This window comes from Glaciecola sp. 33A, from assembly GCF_002836745.1.
GTDB lineage: Bacteria > Pseudomonadota > Gammaproteobacteria > Enterobacterales > Alteromonadaceae > Glaciecola.
Map to the genome: position 1 here is coordinate 48383 of NZ_PJAR01000038.1, position 17425 is coordinate 65807.

General features: G+C 40.2%; 16 protein-coding genes. 8 read left to right on the forward strand and 8 right to left on the reverse strand.

Translation table 11 applies throughout. The annotated features are described in order from the left end of the window. Window positions 1-4: 4 nt before the first annotated feature. Complete coding sequence (gene hisG, locus CXF81_RS09080) at window positions 5-904, reverse strand: ATP phosphoribosyltransferase (RefSeq protein ID WP_101181055.1); 900 nt, start codon at window positions 902-904, stop codon at window positions 5-7. Between the two features lie 593 nt (window positions 905-1497). After that, window positions 1498-2337: a thioredoxin family protein gene (locus CXF81_RS09085; protein ID WP_101181056.1), complete on the reverse strand. Its 840-nt coding sequence runs from the start codon at window positions 2335-2337 to the stop codon at window positions 1498-1500. Between the two features lie 250 nt (window positions 2338-2587). Between CXF81_RS09085 and CXF81_RS09090 the strand changes: the two genes are divergently transcribed. Next, window positions 2588-3214 carry a GNAT family N-acetyltransferase gene (locus CXF81_RS09090; protein WP_101181057.1) on the forward strand — a complete coding sequence of 209 codons (627 nt, stop codon included), beginning with the start codon at window positions 2588-2590 and terminating at the stop codon, window positions 3212-3214. Next, window positions 3214-4551, forward strand: a complete 1338-nt coding sequence (locus CXF81_RS09095) for an FAD-binding oxidoreductase (protein WP_101181058.1) — start codon at window positions 3214-3216, stop codon at window positions 4549-4551. Before CXF81_RS09090 ends, CXF81_RS09095 begins: the two co-directional genes overlap by 1 nt. A gap of 96 nt (window positions 4552-4647) precedes the next feature. Here CXF81_RS09095 and CXF81_RS09100 read toward each other — a convergent pair whose 3' ends face one another. The 3 genes from CXF81_RS09100 to CXF81_RS09110 all read right to left on the reverse strand — a co-directional run bounded on the left by CXF81_RS09100 (window position 4648) and on the right by CXF81_RS09110 (window position 7612). Continuing rightward, complete coding sequence (locus CXF81_RS09100; RefSeq protein ID WP_369828671.1) at window positions 4648-5166, reverse strand: GNAT family N-acetyltransferase; 519 nt, start codon at window positions 5164-5166, stop codon at window positions 4648-4650. A gap of 422 nt (window positions 5167-5588) precedes the next feature. Next, on the reverse strand, window positions 5589-6239 hold the full coding sequence (locus CXF81_RS09105; RefSeq protein ID WP_101181059.1) for a response regulator transcription factor: 651 nt from the start codon (window positions 6237-6239) through the stop codon (window positions 5589-5591). Then, window positions 6236-7612: a cache domain-containing protein gene (locus tag CXF81_RS09110; RefSeq protein ID WP_232771862.1), complete on the reverse strand. Its 1377-nt coding sequence runs from the start codon at window positions 7610-7612 to the stop codon at window positions 6236-6238. Before CXF81_RS09110 ends, CXF81_RS09105 begins: the two co-directional genes overlap by 4 nt. A gap of 230 nt (window positions 7613-7842) precedes the next feature. On the opposite strand from CXF81_RS09110, the gene CXF81_RS09115 reads away from it, so the two are divergent. The 5 genes from CXF81_RS09115 to CXF81_RS09135 all read left to right on the forward strand — a co-directional run bounded on the left by CXF81_RS09115 (window position 7843) and on the right by CXF81_RS09135 (window position 12275). Beyond that, window positions 7843-8922 carry a TRAP transporter substrate-binding protein gene (locus CXF81_RS09115; protein WP_101181134.1) on the forward strand — a complete coding sequence of 360 codons (1080 nt, stop codon included), beginning with the start codon at window positions 7843-7845 and terminating at the stop codon, window positions 8920-8922. Window positions 8923-9005: 83 nt separating this feature from the next. Further along, complete coding sequence (locus CXF81_RS09120; RefSeq protein WP_198556364.1) at window positions 9006-9524, forward strand: TRAP transporter small permease subunit; 519 nt, start codon at window positions 9006-9008, stop codon at window positions 9522-9524. Next, complete coding sequence (locus CXF81_RS09125; protein WP_101181061.1) at window positions 9521-10801, forward strand: TRAP transporter large permease subunit; 1281 nt, start codon at window positions 9521-9523, stop codon at window positions 10799-10801. The genes CXF81_RS09120 and CXF81_RS09125 overlap by 4 nt, the downstream gene beginning before the upstream one ends. Before the next feature lie 33 nt (window positions 10802-10834). Beyond that, window positions 10835-11866 (forward strand): porin, encoded by a 1032-nt coding sequence (locus tag CXF81_RS09130; RefSeq protein ID WP_101181062.1) that lies wholly within the window; start codon window positions 10835-10837, stop codon window positions 11864-11866. Window positions 11867-12005: 139 nt separating this feature from the next. Continuing rightward, window positions 12006-12275, forward strand: coding sequence for a hypothetical protein (locus CXF81_RS09135; protein WP_157825538.1), 270 nt, complete (start codon window positions 12006-12008; stop codon window positions 12273-12275). A 111-nt stretch (window positions 12276-12386) separates the two neighbouring features. On the opposite strand, the gene CXF81_RS09140 is transcribed toward CXF81_RS09135, so the two are convergent. Continuing rightward, on the reverse strand, window positions 12387-13820 hold the full coding sequence (locus CXF81_RS09140) for an aminotransferase class V-fold PLP-dependent enzyme (protein WP_101181136.1): 1434 nt from the start codon (window positions 13818-13820) through the stop codon (window positions 12387-12389). A 451-nt stretch (window positions 13821-14271) separates the two neighbouring features. Here CXF81_RS09140 and CXF81_RS09145 point away from each other — a divergent pair, with 451 nt between their 5' ends. Then, entirely contained in the window at window positions 14272-14862 is a 591-nt protein-coding gene (locus CXF81_RS09145) for a porin family protein (protein ID WP_101181064.1), read from the forward strand. A 239-nt stretch (window positions 14863-15101) separates the two neighbouring features. Here CXF81_RS09145 and CXF81_RS09150 read toward each other — a convergent pair whose 3' ends face one another. Beyond that, window positions 15102-15494, reverse strand: coding sequence for a hypothetical protein (locus tag CXF81_RS09150; RefSeq protein WP_101181065.1), 393 nt, complete (start codon window positions 15492-15494; stop codon window positions 15102-15104). Window positions 15495-15661: 167 nt separating this feature from the next. Next, a complete protein-coding gene (locus CXF81_RS09155; RefSeq protein WP_101181066.1) occupies window positions 15662-17386 on the reverse strand; it encodes an SLC13 family permease in 1725 nt (574 codons plus the stop codon). Window positions 17387-17425: the final 39 nt, after the last annotated feature.

Sequence of the window (17425 nt, forward strand, 5' to 3'; positions counted from 1 at the left end):
GCTATTACCCCATCATTTTTTCAATTGGCATAACAAGAATTGAGCTACAGCCCAACGATTTTAATTTTTCCATGGTTTCCCAGAACAATGTCTCTGAGCTCACCACGTGAATAGCGACAGTGTCGTCATTACCTGCTAACGGCAGTACAGTCGGGTTTTCAGCACCAGGGAGTAAACTTTTGACTTGCTCTAAGTAGGCCTTAGGTGCATGCAACATGATGTATTTGCTTTCTTTTGCCTGCAGAACACCATCAACGCGCGGTAATAAGCGATTTATTAATGCTTGCTTGTCATCACTTAAAGGCTGCGCTCTTTGTATTAAGACGGCTTTTGATTCAAAAATAACTTCTTGTTCACGCAATCCATTGGCTTCAAGTGTCGCGCCTGTTGATACAAGGTCGCATATTGCGTCAGCAACACCGGCACGCGGCGCAACTTCAACTGAGCCTGTTAGCATGACGGCTTGTGCATCAATATTATTTTCTTTGAAGTAGCGCTCTAGCAGATAAGGATAAGTTGTCGCTACTTTGGTGCCATTTAATGTTTTTATGCCGTCGTATGGCATCTCGTTTGGGATAGCAATAGACAAACGGCAACCGCCATAATCTAAACGACGAAGCGTTTTGAACTCGGCAGGACGTTTAGATGATTGACGTTCAAGCATTTTTTCCTCAAGTTCGTTTTCGCCAATAAAGCCCATATCGACAACGCCATCCATCACTAGTCCTGGAATGTCGTCGTCTCGCACAAGTAATAAATCGATAGGCTGATTGGTTGAATGAGCAATGAGCAAGCGATCTCTAATTTGTAGTTTTATACCAATCGCTTTTAACAACGCAATGCTGTCATCACTTAATCGGCCTTTTTTCTGTACCGCAATTTTTAATCTTGTTGAATCGCTCATTTCTGGTTCCTTTGTATGCTTTCGCTTAATTGCTACTACTTGTTAATCTATATTGGGAGTTTCTAAGGTTCACAAAATCTTTATTACACGGTAAGCACAAATAGTAACTTACGGCTCTAAGATCAAGCGCAACGCCTTTACTTATGCAATCTAATCGCTCTATCTTGTACCCATTCCAGCCCAGAGAGATCGATTTGATTTAATATGCAACGAAAACCAAACAAAAAACCCCCGAAAGTTTCCTCTCGAGGGCTTCAAATTTCTTTAATGCCACGGAAAGGAAACAACACCCTTCCAGCACGAACCTGAAAGGTTATGCGTTCATATGATGCTGGTGGCTGAGATTTGTAATAGTCATTTTAGTTCGATTCTATTTACGAATTTTCCAAGTAGGTTAATGTTATATAACTTGATGTTTATAATCAACCGCAAACGCAAGAGAAATCCACTTTGTTTTACATAACTCATGTCAATTGTATATAAGAACGGGTGACTGTTAGATAATAATCAACGGTATTGTTTGATTTTTGCACGTGATTCTGGGTATCGCTTGTGCGTTTAGTTGGTGTTCATAGTCGCGCCCTTTAAAGCGACTAATCTTTACTCAATACGCGTTCCCATGATTGTATTATTGGAGTTGATTCGGCTAATTTTAGCTGCAATTCGGTGTCATCAAGGTCGGCGTCTCTTAGTTCGTGAATATTGGTTTGAACGGCGGTGCGAAACTTTTTAACGTCGCGCCAAAGTTTCAAAAATTGTTCATACTCTTGCCTTGTCATATTGCTAGCGTCGTCAACATCACTCGCAGCTAACAGAGGTCCTAAGACTCGATAGCCTTGCTGCAAACGTTCGCCGTGTTGAGTTTCAAACGCCTTTAGATAAGGATTATTTTGCGTTTGTGCGAGTTTCATGGAATTTGCTTCTTTTTTGAAACGAGAGAATTGCTTAATATAGATTTGAAGCTCAACACTATCTGCACTTTGCCATTTTTTAAGTGAATCCATATTCATTACAGTATTAGATATTGGGTCAACAATTAACACCGTAGGTGTGGCAAAGTAATTCGGGTAGCCGACTAAAGAAGTGATATCTCGTCGGTCCTCAAGATAGCCGACATCAATAAATTGGGTAACATAGGGCTCTGACAATACCGTTTGCATTTTGTTAGTAGAGAAACGTTCGGCTAAACCAACGCTATCATGACACCATTGCGCGCCTAACACGATTAAGGCATATTTATTCTCAGCACTCGCTTTCCTTAATGCGGTTTGGGCTTGCAACATTGGGTTATCGGTTGCAGTAAAAACATAGTGTGGAAGTACCGTTTTCTCTTCATTATCAAGAGCAATCGACGCTGGCGTAAAAATAACGCATAGAAAGAACGAGACAGTCTTTCCTAGAAGAGTAATTTTTTTAATAGTTTGAACGTTCATTAGTCATTTATTGTTTCAAATTTTAGTAGCATAAACATATCACTTTTTATAACTAGAAACATTCTGATACGAGTGATCTAATTAAAAAAAATACAGCTTACAATACAAAGTCAACATATAGTATTTGCGTGAATCGATTTTCAAAAGTAAATTCAAAGTTCAAGCAAGCAATTAGATAAAAGAGTGTTGTTTTTTGCTGTAACGTAGTTAACATCAATTGTAATAATAACAACCCCAACGCGATCTCTAAATGTCAATAAACTACGTGCAACTTTCGGCCCATCATTTTGATGCTGTTATTGCTTTAGGTAACCAAGTGCATGGTGATAATTACTTGGATCAAAGCAGCTTAAGTGATTTGTATCAACGCAGTTGGTCAAACAATATCAATGCGAGCTGGGTAGCCGTGCTTTCCTTGGATGAGCTGCGTAAGCTGAATGTTAGTTCATTAAGAAATACGCCGGATGGCTATTTAATTGGCTTTCGCCTGACCATTGCAAGCAATCAATGGACGCCTGACAAATGGTGTTCGCCGCTGCTTTGGGACGTTCCCAAAGAGCATGTTTGTTATTTTAAATGCAATACGGTTGATGCTGAATTGAGAGGGCGTGGAGTGGGTTCAAGATTATTGAAAAAATCAATCGATACTTCTAGGCAGCAGGGCGCACTTGCAGGAGTCGCTCATATTTGGTTAGCCAGCCCCGGTAACTCTGCATTGAGTTATTTCAAAGCTTGTGGCGGCCAATTAGTTAAAGAGCATACAAATAGATGGCAGCAATACAGTATTGAAGACGGCTATGACTGCCCCGTATGTGGCGCTATATGCCAATGTACTGCCGCTGAAATGATACTTAGATTCAATCGGTTAGCTCACTAATGTACGACCCCCTTGTGGATAATGTGCCACCCAGCGATCAGCATCAGCCAGACAGTTTTTGGGCATTAGACAAATTTTCTGATGGTTATTCGCCACTTGTTGGCGAGCATAAAACGGATGTTGTGATCATTGGTGCTGGCTATACTGGACTGTCATGTGCTCTCAACTTGGCGCAACAATTTGGTGTTGAATGCACTGTTATCGAAGCTAATCAACCGGGCTGGGGTTGCAGTGGTCGCAATGGCGGATTTGTGCTACCCGGGACGGGACGGTTAAGTGTCCAACAAATGCGAAAACGCTGGGGCAAATCAGTCAGCCAATCCATTTATGCCGAATATCTCAATTCCATTGATACGGTTAATCAGCTAATCGATGACGGTATTGATTGTGAGCGCGTTGCAGGTGGCTATTTAAAACTGGCCCATAAACCATCTTTAGTCAGTGCTCTACATCATCAAGCAAAGGAGCTGGCTGCGGATTATGGTGACTCAATATTATCACTTTCAGCGGATGATATTGCGACCAATTATTTATCCGGCACGCGCGCACATGGCGGTATTTACTACCCAAATGCATTTGGTATTAACCCCTGGTTGTTGTGCCAAGGTATTGCAAAAAAAGCGGCAGATGCAGGCGTTACTATCTGCGGAAATAGCGCCATTATGGATTGTCAAAGAGTGGATCAACAGCATGTATTGAGAACTAAATCGGCTTCAATTACGGCAAATACCCTGGTTGTAGCGACGAACGGTTATGGTCAACGGAATTTGTATAACGGTCTCAAAGATCGCACCTTTCCGGTTATATCTAGCATTATTGTGACGCAGCCCTTAACGCCCCAGCAACTGTTGGATGTTGGAATGGCAGCTGGTTTGATGGTTATGGATACCAGGCCGTTAAAATATTACTACCGAATACTACCTGACAATCGTTTGTTGTTTGGAGGCAGAGGAGCGATTGAAGGAAGGCAAGCGAATAACGCTAAGTACCAAAAAGCGCTAAAAGATGGACTATTAGCAACTTTCCCTAATTTATATGATGTCAAAATTGGCGCTTTTTGGAGTGGATGGGTCAGCGTTTCTTTAGATGATTATCCACGCGTTTATCATGATCAACAGAACAAAACACTGTATAGCAGTGGCTATTGTGGAGCAGGATTGGCTTTTTCTATTCAAGCTGGGAAACGTCTTGCACAATTGCATTGTGCTCCAGAGCAATTACCTGATCTGCCGTTTTGGAAATCACCTCTTAAGCAATTTCCTTTCGCATTAGCTAGGCGACCCGCTTTAAAGACCTTTTATGCATGGGAAGCATTTAAACGAAAAGTTGGAATGTGAGCTATGGCGTTGATGCACTTACTGAATAAAGCGTTTACGCCGAGGCGCCGATGCTTCATGGAAAAATATAAGCAGACAGTATGCCGCGCCTGTAAACTAGGCCTTTGTTTGTAACTGCATATCTATGTGCATAATGCCATCTTCATCATAAGGCTGACTAAACGGTATAAAACCTAATTGAGCATAAAATTTTTGTAGATAGACCTGAGCACCAATCTGAATAGTTTCATCAGGCCAATGTTGCTTACATATACTAATTGCCTCTAACATCAATAATTTTGCAAGCCCATTCCCTCGTGATTTTTTCGCAACCGCGACACGACCAATACTGCAACCCTGATACGAGCTACCCGGTTCTAAACATCGTGCGTAAGCGATAATGCCGCTGACAGACTCGGACTTGTCATTGAGCAACGTGTTAGCCTTAGTTTCAAGCAACAAGTGTAATGTATTTGCTTTAATGTCTTTGCCGTCTAAATCTGCATAAACGCAGTTCTGCTCGACCACAAAAACATCACTGCGAAGTTTTAAAGCACTATAGAGGGCCAGATTAGACAGTTCTTCAAACCGGTAACTACTGAATGAGGTGGGGGAAGCGTATTGGAATGTGTTCAATCTTCTATCTAGCCTTTAAAGGGGGTCTTAATTGGCTATCACTCTAGCTGAACATTTGAGTAACTTCTACTATTGTAGACAAGTCGGGGTGTAACCCGCTTTTTTGCTGTACCTCGAGTAAGCTCATCTGCTGTGCCAGTTTGTGCATATTTTTTGCGTAGTTTTTGCAGATTAGAGTGCAAAACAGCTTGTTCAGCGTAGTTAAAATAAGACACATAAGTTACTTTGCGCACAGAAGCAGCAAATTGATTGTTACATCCACTAAAGGCGGTTTATTTCATGATAGCTATTAAACAATTTAGTGAAATGGGCATCATGCATGTTTAAGTGGCGAATTGTATGCTGTCAATCGCTACTGCAATTGTGTTACGTCGGAATGATTTCGACAATCCTGATATGGCCTCAACAATCGCCAAATCAAACTAAGGATCAACTAAGCCATGATTAACCGCATAGCGCACTAATTCAGCCAAAGATTCAATATTTAATTTGGTTCTAATATTGCGACGATGAGCTTCAACAGTTCTGTAGCTAATATTGAGTTTACGGGCAACTTCTTTACTCGACAAACCTCTTGCAATCCAAGTCAAAATTACCTGTTCCCTGGTCGTCAGTTTTTCGTTTTCAGGTCTTATTGGGTTCTCAATCAGAGACATTGCGATGGAACTACTAAAATGCGTTTTGCCCTCTGCAATCGTTTTAATGGCAAAATAAACTTCTTCTGATGTCGTGTCTTTTGATATATAACCAGACGCTCCGGCTTGAATTGAACTAGTTACAAATTCGGAACTTTCATGCATGCTAAATATGAGTATTTTGGTGTCTGGGATTTTATCAGTAATGATTTCAGTTGCATCTATGCCGTTCATAATTGGCATGCTAACGTCCATTAATATAACATCAGGTTTTAGGCTTAATGCCTTATCTAATGCGTCTTTTCCATTGGTACATGCTGCGACTACTTGAATATCATCATAATACGATAAGCATGCTGTTAGACCATCTTGCACCATGGGATGGTCGTCGACCAATAACACGGTGATTTTCCGATCTGACGTTGCATTAATGGTCATTTTTGTGCCTCAAAACTGGTTTTATTAAAATGATTGGCGAAGCTAGATTTAGGGATCATCACTTGGATATTAGTGCCGCCAGTATCGGATGTGACAGTAAATCGACCACTGTGATATTCAACTCTTTCTGCTAAGTTTCTTAACCCTATTCCCTGGGGTGGCTGTTCATATTTAAGCTCTTGATTAAATCCACAACCGTTGTCGGAAATATTGAGCGTGAGCCAGTTGTTCTGAAATTCAAAAGTAATAGCCACTTCAGTTGCCTTTGCGTGTTTTTCAATATTTGTTAATGCTTCTTGTACTACTCTATAAAGTGTTGTGTTTATATTATCCGGTAGTAACTTTCTGGCGGCAGGTTTAACAATATGAATGTTAACTGCAGTGCGTTCAGTAAACTCAGAAGCGAGCGCTTCAAGTGCTGCGGTTAAACCTAATTCATCCAGAATGCGAGGATGCAAATGATGCGAAATACGGCGTATTTCTTGGATCGCTGTATTTAAATTACTTTGTGCTTTGTTTAATTGTTCAGGCTTTTGTATGTTGGCTGTTCCAATATATCGGCCTGTCGCTTCCAGTGAATATTTGATGGATATAAGTATCTGAACAATCCCATCATGAAGTTCACGCGAAAAATGCCTGCGCTCGTTTTCTTGCAAAGTGATGATCCGTTGTCCAAGTTGATTTATCTTTAAGTCGGTTTTCTTCTTTTGATTTAAGTTGACAATCAAACCAAACAAGAAAATCATAAAGATAGATGAAATGGCAACTATCAGTATAATCTGTTTCGTTTTACTTGTGTGTCTATCCATTTCATTCTGCAACTGACTGAGCTGCGCATAGACATCATCAAGATAGACTCCGGTGCCAATCATCCAGTCCCATTTTTCTAAGTAAATAGAGTATCCAAGTTTATCGGATGACGCTTTAAGTGAGGGTTTCAACCAAGGATAACGATAAAAGCCGCCACCATTTTTTGCATTATTCAACAGTATTTGTATGATTTTTTCACCTGATTCATCCTCAAGTTCCCAGTAATTTTTACCAATCCTAAAAGGTTCTTTGGGGTGACTTATATTGGTTCCGTTACCATCATATACAAAAAAATAACCATCGTCTCCATTGTATAAAAGACCATCAAAAATTTGAGCAACGACGCTTTTTATAGCGGTGTTATCAGGGATTGATTGCGAATATAAATGGTTAACTGATGATTTTGCCAAAGCAGTGTAATTTTTGAGTTCTTGTTTTTTTTGGTCAATTAAAAATTTCTCTAGTGTAATTAAACTTTCACTTGATAAGTCACGATACTCTTTTGTTACAAAATAATAAGTAACTAAGGATGTCAATACAACCTGTAAAACGGCTATTAACATAAGTCGCATTCTGAAGTTCACGTTCATCTGCCTATATCTCTACTTCTAATAATCGACAGTATTTCAGGTTAACGCCCTGTTCACAATATATTAACACGTAGGTAGTTTCACTTAGTGTCTTTGCGTATTTGCCCGAATAGTTTATTTGGCCCAATTGTTTAACATCCAATTAACAAAAAACATAGGTTTTAATCACTGCATTTGCAGAAAATAAGGTAGTAAGTATGAATATGGCTAACAAAATATATCGATTATTCGCTGGCGCATTAATTTTAGCATCGGTGGTTATTCAACCTGCTATTGCAGATGACCAGAAAAAATACCGCTGGAGATTAGCTGAGACATGGGGTCCAAACTTTCCTATTTTTGGAGATACGACAAAAAATATGGCAAAAATGGTAGATGAAATGTCCAACGGGCGCCTTACCATTAGAATTGATTCTGCTAATAAACATAAATCAGCTTTAGGTATCTTTGATTTTGTTAAAAGTGGTCAATATCAAATGGGACATTCCGCTTCTTATTACTGGAAAGGAAAAGACTTTAACACGATGTTCTTCACTACTCTCCCATTTGGAATGACTGCACCTGAGCAATATGCCTGGTTTTATTATGGTGGCGGCATGGAGTTAATGAAAGAAACGTATGATCAATATGGCATTATGTCATTTCCCGGCGGTAATACAGGTGTTCAGATGGGCGGATGGTTTCGTAAAGAAATCAATTCAATTGAAGATTTTCAGGGTTTAAAAATGCGGATCCCAGGGTTTGCTGGTGAGGTTCTTGCAAAGTTAGGTGCAAAGCCGACTAATATTCCGTCCGGTGAACTTTATACCGCGTTGGAGCGCAATACCATAGATGCAGTTGAGTGGGTTGGTCCATCATTAGATTTGCGCATGGGATTTCATAAAATTGCCCCATTTTATTATACCGGTTGGCAGGAGCCAGCAACTGAATTGCAATTCATGGTAAACCAAAAAGCCTATGATTCATTACCACCTGATCTGCAACAAATTCTTACTATTGCTATGAAAGCATCAGCTTACGATATGTACGCTCAATCGATGCACGAAAGTGGGGTAAATTTAGCCTTACTGCAAGATGAGTACCCTAAGGTAAAAATACGTTCATTTCCAAAGCCTGTCATGGCAAAAATTAAAAGTGTGACAGCTGAGCTACTAAAAGAAGCGGCTGATAAAGACCCAAAAACTAAAGAGATATTAGAATCAATTTATAAATATCAAGACCAAATAAGAGCTTGGACTAATTTCTCGGATAAAGCTTATCTCGATAGTTTTGAAGACAAATAGCATTCACTAATCTACTAAAATTCCAATCTATTTTATTCAATTAAGGCACACGAAGTTTGTGTGCCATTGCTAAGAGTTAAATAATGAAAGCTGTAATTAATCTGCTTGAAAAAATCCTGAATGGTCTTGGCAATGTGTGCAGTCTACTCATGATGTTAATGATTCTAAATGTATTCTATGACGTGGTAATGCGTTATCTATTTAACGATGTGAGCATAGGAATGCAAGAACTAGAGTGGCATCTCTTTGCAGCAATGTTCATGTTTGGCGTGGCTTACACGCTCAAGGAAGATGGTCATGTAAGGGTTGATGTCTTCTATGAAAAGATGAGCGAATTCTATCAAGCTATTATCAACATTGGCGGTTCCTTGCTGTTCGCTTTGCCTTTTACTTTGCTCATCTTATATTTTAGTTTGAGTTATACAATGGATGCTTATGATATGGGGGAGGGCAGCGCGGCTCCTGGTGGCTTGCCTTACCGATGGATTGTGCGCTCGGTTATTCCTGTATCAAGTGTATTCCTGTTACTTAGTATCCTATACGTCACACTCAAAAATATTCAAATCATCAGAGTTGTAAAATCAACGGAGAATAGAAAATGACCGGTATTATTTTATTTTCCATCGCCTTGCTGTGTTTGTTTTTAGGTTACTCGGTTGCATTCACCTTTGCCGGAATATCAGTGATCGTCGGTATCATTGTATTAGGAACTGATTTATTTGCATTCATGCCCTATCGCATTATGAACATAATGGAAAACACCACTTTAATGGCCATTCCTATGTTTGTATTCATGGGGATCGTATTACAAAAAACAGGATTAGCAGAACGGCTATTAGAATCATCAGCTAAGTTATTTGGTGGGCTCTCTGGCGGCGTTGCGGTTTCAACCATAATCGTAGGTGCTCTATTGGCAGCGTCTACAGGTGTTGTTGGCGCAAGCGTAGTAGCCATGGGCGTTATATCTTTGCCTGTTATGCTGAAAAATAACTATCATGAGCCAACTGCAGCTGGCGTGATTTGTGCATCTGGAACCCTAGGCCAAATTATTCCACCGTCGATTATTTTGATTATTCTAGGCGACGTAATGGGTGTCCCCGTCGGTGATTTATTTAAAGCCGCTATCATTCCAGGTTGTTTACTTATTGCTGCTTACACCATCTATATTTTAGTTCTAGGCAAACTCAAACCAGAGTTTTGTCCACCCCTAGTAGTCACGGAGAGTAAGCGCGAGCTATTGGTGCAAGCAATGAAAGACATTGTGCCACCATTGACTTTAGTTATTACGGTGCTGGGTTCTATTTTCAGCGGTATCGCAACACCAACTGAGTCTTCTGCGATTGGTGCTATAGGGTCTTTGGTCTTAGCTGGATGTTATGGAAAGTTATCTTTTTTGACAACGCACGCAGTGTCCAAAGAAACAGTGAAAGTTACCGCAATGATATTTGCCGTGTTAATAGGTGCAACAGCATTTTCAATGGTCTTCAGTTATTCCGGTAGTGAATACTTAGTCGAAGACTTTTTTATGGAATTACCGGGTGAAAAGTGGACTTTTATCTTGCTCGCAATGTTGGCTATTTTAATTCTTGGCTTTTTTATCGATTTCATTGAAATCGCATTCTTGATTGTGCCAATTCTCACACCGGTTGCCATGGCGTTAGATGTCGATTTAGTCTGGTTTGCAATATTAATCTCACTCAATTTACAAACCTCATTTTTGACACCCCCCTTTGGTTTTAGTCTCTTTTATCTCAAAGGAGTTGCTCCAAAATCGCTCAAAACAACGACTATTTACAAAGGCGTTATTCCATTCATTTTAATACAGATAGTTGTACTGGCCTTAGTTCTGCTGATGCCAAACCACTTAATAATCAGATAAGAACACACATTAATAAATAAAAAGGAAAAAATAATGAAAAAATTGCTTACCGCAGTTGTTTTACTGACACCGTTTATTTCACCAACAAATGCAGTTGCAGATGTAACTGCATATGGTCGCGTTATTTATAACGTGGTCAGCGACGACACATCTGATGATGTATACTTTGGTAGACACGAATTTGCAGAATCGACTATCGGCATCAAAGGTTCGATTGACTTTGAGGGCATCATTTTTGGCGCTCAAGTTGAAATTGGCCTAGATGAAGGGGTCTCAAACATACTGCATACGGAGTCAAATGCACGAAACAGAATTCAAGAAATTTGGGTGTCAGGAAAATATGGAAAGTTAAAGTTAGGCACCGGAGCTTCGATAACTTGGATTGCCTCGGATGTAGATCAATCAGGCACGTGGTGGTCAGATCCCCTTGGCATGAGCCAACGATTTGGGTCCACCCGAAGGGGACCTACAGGACAAAGTCAAACACCTTTTGTGCAAACTCAATCTATCTTTAGTGAGCGTATCGCTTATGAGTCTCCTCGCTTTATGGGGGGGATAAAATTTTATGCTCAACAAGGCGAAGATAGCAGCAGAGAGTTTGCGGTTAAATATGCCAAGAATGGTTGGCGAGCTAATGCTTGGGTAAGTGATTTCGGGGATACAGATAACGATTTAGATCCGCAAGCAAATATTGACGGTAATGCCACCCCAGGATTTTTTGGGGCGCAAAGTGGAAGAGGCGTTTTAGCCGGATATAAGCATAAATCCGGGGTTAATTTCACGGCAACATACGGTGAATCTGACCTCGTTAATAATAGTCAGCGTGACTTTATAAACGGTAAATTAGGTTATACCAAAGGTAAACATGCTGCCAGTGTTAGTTTAGGTCAATATGGCAGCAAGTCCGCACAAGGTCTTGCTGGCGCCGACCATGACCGCACAACTGTGGCATATCACTACGCACCAACCAAAGGCGTAAGATTGTGGATCCAAGCTACTCAGGGTGATACTGAGGGTCAAAAGTCGTTTAATTCTTTTGCTATTGGGGGCATGGTACAACTTTAAATAATTGGAGAGTAAGCGAATTTATTTTCGCTTGCTCTATCTGCACCGATACACAATTAGCTTGTAAATAGGCAGTAACAATATGGCTTCAAACTTTTTTTTAATTAGGTACTTCAACACTATTAGCTGTTTCAAACTGATGGGTTTTATATTTTTAATGTTTGTTTCATCAGCCCAAGCCCAGGAGGAGTTAAATGAGGGCGGCGGTATACTTTCAGATGAAAATGGTCAGCTTAGTTTAAGCTCACTTTTTCAAACTACGACAACAGACAAGTTAATGAAAAAAGAAACGAAAAAGGAGCTGCAGTGTACTTCCCAACAATTTCAAGAATGGCGAGACAGTAAAGCGAAAAACAATGAACGTTATCAAGAATTTTTGTTATGGGTGGCCTTTGAAGGTCAAAAGTGATGTTTGAATCGCGTTATTTAGTTTGCTTCTTTCGCTTTTAGTTTTAAATATTAATTAGTGTAAGATACACCCCCATTTAAAAAAAGCATACAAACGTAGGGCGACGTTTAGTTAAATTAAGGGTTCCCAAATAGACTTAATTTTAGGTATTGTAACGACTTGAGCGATAGCACCTCTGGCGACTTGTTGTATTGCGTCGGCTATTTTATTAATGTCCATTTCGCTCATACTAGGGTGTAAACTCACTCTAACCCAACCTGGCTTCAAACTTTGAAACTCATCATCAAGTTGGTCAGTAATACCTTTGGATGTGCAATAATCTATGTCTAACAAATGATGGCCATAGGTACCAGCGCATGCACAGCCGCCGCGCGTTTCGACCTGAAAGTCATTACTCAATCTTTGCACTGCAGTCTTGTAGTCAATGTCGTCAAATACAATTGAGAATACGCTTAGGCGATGTTTATGTTGCTCTGACAATATACGCACACCTTCAATGTTCCCTAGGCGTTTGAATAAGACAGCGTTTAGGTATTGCTCACGCTCATAAATACGTTGAGTTCCCATTTCCTCTTTCAACTGAATTGCCATCGCGGTGCGTATTGTCTGCAAAATACCGGGAGTACCGCCGCTTTCTCGTTGTTGTATGTCCTCAATAAAGCGGTGCTCACCCCATGGATTGGTCCATAATACAGTACCACCACCGGGCTGTTCGGGTACTTTGTTTTGATAAAGATGCTTATTAAAAAGTAAAACACCTGATGCGCCAGGACCACCTAAAAATTTATGTGGTGAAAAGAATATTGCATCAAGCCATTCACCTTTTGCAGGATGCATATTAATGTCGACATAAGGGCCTGATGCCGCAAAATCAACAAAGCAAACCCCGCCATGGTGATGCATTATTTTTGCTATTTGGCGATATGGCGTTTCGATACCAGTTACGTTTGACGCCGCTGTGATAGAGGCTATTTTAGTTTTTCGGTTCTGTTCGTCGGCTAAATCACGCTCTAGCCAGTCGATATCTATTTCATCACCTGGTAAGGCAGGGATAATTCTAAGTTCAACTAAACTTTCGAGCCACATTGTATGATTGCTATGATGTTCACGATGAGTAATATAAACCAAGGGTTTTTCACCCATAGTTGCGACTACGGCTGCTCGGTGTTGCTCGTGGCACCACCACCCCATCATACGCATTAATTTAGCTAAAGCCCCGGTCATGCCGCTGCCGACATTTAATAAAACGTCGTCGGTTGATGCATTCACATGTTTTTTAATAGCCTGATCAGCTTCATGCAACCACGTTGTCATTACGCGTCCGGTGTAACTGTCCTCAGTATGAGTATTGGCCATCAATCCCCCGACCATATTGGTAATCCGGTCTTCTATTGGTCGAAATAAACGCCCGCTTGCGGTCCAGTCAGCATAAATACGGTGTTTGTATTTAGGATCGATAACGATTTGGTTTGCTATATTCTCCCAAAATTCGTTATTTGACGTGTCTTTATCTAGTTTGCTGATTGCGTGTGCGGCGTTGTTCATGTTGTCCATATCCGTTGCTGATAATGTCATATATTATAAAGCGCAGCGTCTAGCATTGGATTCTTTTATCAGCCATAGAGATATGATTTTTTAGCATTTAATTCCTAATATTTATTTTTTATTAAAAAATATAACTAATTTTTAAATTATTATTATAATTTTATTCTATTTTTTAATGGTTATGCATACATATTTTTGAGTCTATAGTTAACTTTGAAACTTTTGTTGTGCATTAAGCTAGGCTTGATATTAAATATACCTAATTTTGCTGCGGCCTTATCCTGCTAAGTCAATATATCTATTAGTCTATTGATTCATAATACTCTCTTTCTCATTCATCTCTCGTTCAACTAAAGTTCAGTTTTTGTTCAGTTACGCTAGTGTAATCTTATCAACGAAATCAACAATATACGTAACAACATAAATCAAACTTCATACACAAAGGAAACTTATGAAAACCAAATTAGCAGCAATTATCTTATTAAGCAGCGGCCTTTCTTCAACTGCAGTGTTTGCTGAAACAGCACCAGAATGGAATTTTGTACAAGGCTCTGTTGAGTCCCTATCGATCGACAATGCCAATGGCTTTGATCCACTAGGCTTGGGGATAACAGCCTCATACTTACTAACTGACAATATATTTGTTGACGGAAAGTATAGCCGTTTATCTGATGACCCAGCAGACGTCGATGTTGACGTAACTCTCTTTGATGTCAACCTAGGGTATCGCTACGGTATTTCAGATATCACTGACTTATATGGCTCACTAGGCTTTGTTAACCTTAATATAGAGGCAAGTAGCGGCGTCAATTCAGCTGAGGCTGATGATGACGGTCTTCAAATAAAAATTGGCGCTCGCTCTCGGTTAACTGATCAGTTTGAAATCGACACACACATTGTGCGCCGACAGATTGGCGATGATAGGACACAACTTGGCTTAAGTGGTCATTACTATGTTAACGAACAATTAGCATTAGGCGTCGGCATTGTTGGAGACGGTGATGGTAAGCAGTACTCTTTATCTGCAAGGTATGCGTTTTAATCTGAATTAATCAGAATGGTTAGAGTGTTAAAGGCACATGCATTTGATTTGTATGTGCCAAAGGTGAAAGCAATACATATAAAATAGGACCGCCGCAAACCTGTTTCGCTGATGCGCTTGTTATGTTTAGAATTTATAGCCGATATCGATAGTCAATAGAGCTTCTTCTGCGCTAAGAAAAAATGCTCGCCACATTCTTCGATAGAAAAAAAGTGGCTAACAAAACATCAAGTCGTTTTTTAAGGATATATTTTAGCCAATTTCTGTTTTTGTTCATCGCTTAGCATATGGTTGAAATTAGCAATCATTCCGGCTAAGGACTTAGCCGAATCTGGCGCTTTATCGCTTGCTTGAATGCGCGTCATTGCGATTTTCCCTTCATCGTTTGCTGAATGGGCTATAGTAGACACTGCAGTAGCCATATCTCTTACATTTTGGGGTAAACTGTTGTCAGCAGAAATAATTGCTAGTGCGGCTTTATCTTCATCAGAAGGGAAATGATTTATTGAAGCAACGATGTCAGCGATTTGTTTAGCAGCTGCCATTGGAGTGACATCTTGTGCAGCTGAAAACTGCGTGAAAAATCCAAGTAGAGCAATTGCGGCAAAACTTTTTATAAGTGTTAATTTCATGAACGTCTCCATTAGAACGGGCAAAAGATTTCTTTAAAACGTAAGCGTACTCTATTCTAGTACGCGGGTCAAAACGCGCGTCGTGAGTGTCTTAATCACGTTCATTCGCTTTTGCAGCGTCTTCATTTTAATTTCACTTACTTAAGCTTTAGTGCCAAAAGTAAGTCTTACAAATACACCCAACTTAGCAATGACAACACGATACTTGAGTAAAGAATAGAGATGGGTGTGCCTATTTTAACGAAGTCTTTAAACTTATAGTTTGTTGCACTGAACACGATTAAGTTAGTTTGATATCCATAAGGAGAGATAAAGCTAGCACTAGCGGCGAAGGCGACAGCAAGTGCGAATGGCGTCAATGGCAGTCCCATTGCGTTAACTATGCCGTAGGCAAACGGAAACATGAGCGCTGCAGCTGCATTATTAGTGACAAACTCGGTAAGTAGCAACGTCATAATATACACTAAGATCAACGCAAATACCGGTGGCATATCACCAATGATTGGCACCAATCCATCAGTGGCTAAGCGAATAATTCCACTACTTTCGAGTGCGGTTGCTAAACTTAATGCACCAACGATGACTAAGATAAGATTGACCGGCAAATGGCGCTTAATTTCTCTAATTGAAGAAACATTTATTAGTGTCAAACTTGCGGTAAAGAAGATTAGGCCAAGGGCTAAGGGAACCATTGATGTTGCCGCTAAAACAATAGTACTAACGAACCCAAGAAGGGTGAAAGCTTCTTGCCATGGCTTGAGCTTTCTTGTGATTTTTTGTTCGGATACAATAAAGAAGTTTTTGGTGATGTTATCTCGACGCTGAAAATCGGAGCCTGTTGCAAGTAATAAAAAATCACCTGCTTGTAGTTTCAACTCTCCTAACTTACCAGATATCTGTTCGCCGTCTCTTCGTATAGCAACAACCGCTGCATCAAACAACGCTCTAAAACCGACTTCTTTGAGTGTTCTATTAATAATTGGGGCACGATTTGACACGATCACTTCAGTTAAATTATCACGTAATAGGCCGTCAGCTTCCGCAAACATAGTTAGGCCTTTAATATGCGCAAGGTTATCCATTTTTTGTACGTTGCCAGAGAATATTAATTTATCACTTTCTTCAATTAACATATCAGGCGTCACTGGTGACATAACGACATTGCGGCGAATAATTTCGATTAGAAATAACTCTGGCAGGTTGCGCAAGTGGTTATCTTCTACCGTTTTTCCGATCAATTCTGATGCTGCTTCAACATCAGCTTCCAAAAGATAGCTCTGATAGCTGTTTTCGTTGCTAGCAATATTGGGCAACAAAGGAGTGAGAAAAAACAACAGCACAGCGCAGGCTAAACCGGCAGTTAAGCCAAACAAGGTAAAATCAAAAAAGTTAAACCCGGGATGCCCATGTTCAATCAAGAAACTGTCGACTATTAAGTTTGTTGATGTCCCAATTAAGGTGACCGTTCCACCCAATATTGCGGCGTAGGACAGAGGAATTAATAGTCGCGAAGGAGCATGTAATTGGTTTTGTTTAATTGGACCAATTAAACTAGCAACAATAGCCGTGTTATTAAGCAAAGCAGAAGAGCTAAAGGTGACGGCGAACATACGCCAGAAGCTCTGCGTGAATGACTTTCTCACAATAGCTCGACCGAGTCGTTTTATGAAGGCGGTTTTATCAATGGAATGACTAACGAGCAACAGCAAAACGAGGGTGACAAGTCCGGTATTGGTAACATTTTTTAAAACGGCTTCAAGCGAAAGTTGCTGCGTTAACAGCAGTAGAAGCATGCTCGCGGCAAATACACTGGCGGGGCGTTTGTTGGTAAAAGCAAGGCCAAAAATAGTGCTTAAAAAAACAACTAAGACGAGAATTTGTTCCCAAGTCATTGTATAACTGCCTTGTTGTTCATTGTGTTTTTTTGCAAT